Source organism: uncultured Campylobacter sp. (assembly GCF_937997405.1).
GTDB lineage: Bacteria > Campylobacterota > Campylobacteria > Campylobacterales > Campylobacteraceae > Campylobacter_B.
On the sequence record NZ_CALKTL010000047.1, the window covers coordinates 1 to 3,117 of the forward strand.

Sequence of the window (3,117 nt, forward strand, 5' to 3'; positions counted from 1 at the left end):
ATTTTTGACGCAAAAGCTCTACGGCGGCGCAAAATCCGTGATGAAATTTTTGCATCGGGGTTTTAAATTTACAAGCTACTCGCAGACCGACCGCCATTTTAAATTTGCTATCTGTTTGCAGAGCGGTCGCCCTTTTAAATTTATAATCCGTTTGCGAGCCGCTCGCGCTTTGAAATTTGCGGCGCAGATGAAGCGGTCTCGCTTCTGCGTAGAGCTCGCGCAGTACCCGTCTACCAAATCCGCGCTGTATCCCTCCGCGCGACATTCGGTTTAGAACCTCGGCACCGCGCAAAATTTCACGATCGTTTAAAATTCCTACACCCTTTAAAATTTCGCAACCTTTCAAAATTTTATTATCGATCCAAAATTTGCCGTCGTTTAAAATTCCGCCGCTTGGAATTTTACCGACGCCCAAAGCCCGGTCGCTCAAAATTCCGTCGCCGCTCAAAATTTCATCGCCTCGCAAAGCCCTTTTGCCGCTTAAAATTTTATCGCGCGGGCACGCTAGTTTTCGCTTCGCCCGCATAAAATTCGGATCAAAAATCCTCGCCGCTCGCGCAAAATTTAGATCAAAAGCCCTCATCGCCCGCCTCGCTTCTAAATTTTTGCACCTCGTTTATGAAGGCCTGTTGCACGCTAAGCCGCCGCCCGTCCTGCACGCAGACCTCGTCGGGGCTGCCTAGTGCTAGGATTTTGCCGCGATCTTGGATCAAAAACCGATCGCAATACTCCGCCTCCTCCATAAAATGCGTCGTCACAACCACGCTCACGCCGGTGCGCGCGAGCGCATTTATGCGGTTCCAAAAGAGCCTGCGCGAGAGCGGATCGGCACCGCTGGTGGCCTCGTCGAGAAACAAGATCTCCGGGCGGTGGATGAGCGCGCACGCCATGCTGAGGTTGCGCCCCGCGCCAAACGGCAGGTTTTGCCACGTCTCGTTTCGCAGCCGCTGCAAGCCAAACTCGCTCAAAAGCTCCTCTATGCGCCGTTTCAGCGCCATGCCGCCGATGCCGTAGCTGCGACCGAAATACTCTAAATTTTGATAGCAGCTTAGCTTTTTATAAAGCGAAAATTTCTGCGAGACATAGCCGATGCGCGATCTGATCGATGATTTGGCGTGGCGCAGATCCTCGCCCATGACCGAGATCTCGCCCCCGCTCATCCCCAAAAGCGCGCAGATCATGCGAAAGGTCGTCGTTTTGCCCGCGCCGTTTGGGCCCAGAAGGCCAAAAATCTCGCCCTTTTTGACCTCGAAACTCGTATTTTCCACGGCAGTGAATGAGCCGAATTTTTTACTCACGTCGCGCACTTTGATGACGGTTTGAGTCGCATCGAAGCTCCTTTTTTCGTAGCCGAAATTTGACGCGCCGATCTCTGCTTTATTTAAAAAAATATACGCATCCTCTAGGCTCGCCTCGCGCGGGCTGAGTTTAAATTTAGCGCCTCCGCTTTCGTTAAATTTGGCATCTCCGCTTTCACTAAATTTAGCGCCCTCGTTTTCATTTGAAATTTTAAAATTTTCGCCGTCCCCATTTTCGCGCTCCGTGCTTTCGCCTCCTCTGTCTTCGTCGCTGCCGCTTAGGCTAGCGTTTAAAAACTCCTGCAGATCGCGCAGGCTTATCGGCTCTTCGCTTAGCAGATCGACGCTGCCGTCTCTAGGGCAGATGTCGATGAGCAGGGAGTTTTTTAAAAATCTTTGCGTCTTAAACATCAAGCGGCGCGCCAGACTCTGATAATCCTCGCTGCATATGCGAAAGGTGCGGTCCCGCAGCGCCGCGGTGATCTTTGCGGCGCGCTCCTGCGCTATGATCTTGCCGCCGAGTAAGATCAGCGTCAGATCGGCATCCGCCGCTTCGTCGAAATACGCCGTCGAAAATATGCATTTCGCGCCGCTTTGATCCAGATACTCGCGCACGATCGCCCACAGCTCCCTGCGTGAGAGCGGATCGACGCCGACGGTGGGCTCATCGAGCACCAAAAGCCGCGGGCGAGCCGCGATAGCGCACGCAACGCCAAGCTTTTGTTTCATCCCGCCGGAGAGTGAATCCACGGCGTAATCTTTAAAGCTCAAAAGCCCCACGTGGCGCAAAAGCCCGCGCAGATATTCCTCGCCGCTTTTTAGATCAAGCCCTTTTAGGCCTGCGAAGATGTTTAAATTTTGCCAGACGCTAAGCTCCTCGTAAAGCCCCAGGCTCTGCGACATATAGCCGTTTGCGCGGACGAATTCTTTATTTTCGCCGCTAGGGACGAAGCCAGCAAATTTTATCTCGCCGCAATCGGGCGCGATGATGCCGCAGATGAGCTTTAAAAGCGTGGATTTGCCCGCGCCGTCGGGACCCGTGAGACTTATGAGCCGCGGCGTATCGTCAATTCGCAGATCAAAATTTTCAAAAACGACGTTTTTGCTGCGATCTTCACGCAGGTAAAATTTCTTTAAATTTACGATATTTAGTAGATCCAAGCTTAGCTCCAAATTTTAATTGCTCGCTTTTTATTGCTCGCTCCGCCGCTCGGCGCGACGAACGAGACCTTCGCACGCCTAAAAGGCGCTTTTTACCGCGACGCCTTGCTTCTGCAGCCGCCGAGACGTCGTGGTTTCGTAGCTGCTACGGCGTCTTAGTTTTGTGACCGCCGCGGCATCTCGGTTCTACAGCCGCCGCGCGCTTTAAATTTAACAACTCGCGTTGAACAATTTCGCCCAAACCTCGCATAAATTCGACGCAACTTACCGCAAGCGCGCGAAACTAAGCCCTATCGCGTCTGGGCGCCCTGCAATCGCCCGCTCGAATTTTGCGTGCCCGCACGATCGGCGTTGCCTACGGCTCGCGCCGAATATTCCGCGCGACGCCCGATCCGGTCTTGAGCGCGTGCATATCGCATCGACTAGCCGCGCCGCTAACGATGCGCACACAACGCGCATGAGCGGGGCGGTCTTTAAAACATGAAGCAGCCCGTAAGTATCCGCGATAAATTCGCTTCAAAACGCAAATGAAAGCGAGTTTTCAAACACCTGGCGACCTATAAGCGCCGAGCTCTCTATCTGCGCTGCGCCTCTTTCGGCGAAATTTTACCGCCGCCACGCCTTTCTCGAGGATCGGGTGTGTTTGCTACGCAGATCG

The 3,117-nt window shown here is 53.4% G+C and carries 2 protein-coding genes; both read right to left on the reverse strand.

What is annotated here, in order from left to right; all coding sequences use genetic code 11:
- The coding region (locus Q0372_RS02385; protein WP_298102088.1) for a hypothetical protein at window positions 1–583 on the reverse strand (583 nt) is incomplete at its 3' end.
- Complete coding sequence (locus Q0372_RS02390) at window positions 570–2,459, reverse strand: ATP-binding cassette domain-containing protein (RefSeq protein WP_298102091.1); 1,890 nt, start codon at window positions 2,457–2,459, stop codon at window positions 570–572. The genes Q0372_RS02390 and Q0372_RS02385, both read right to left, overlap by 14 nt.
- Between the last annotated feature and the right edge of the window lie 658 nt (window positions 2,460–3,117).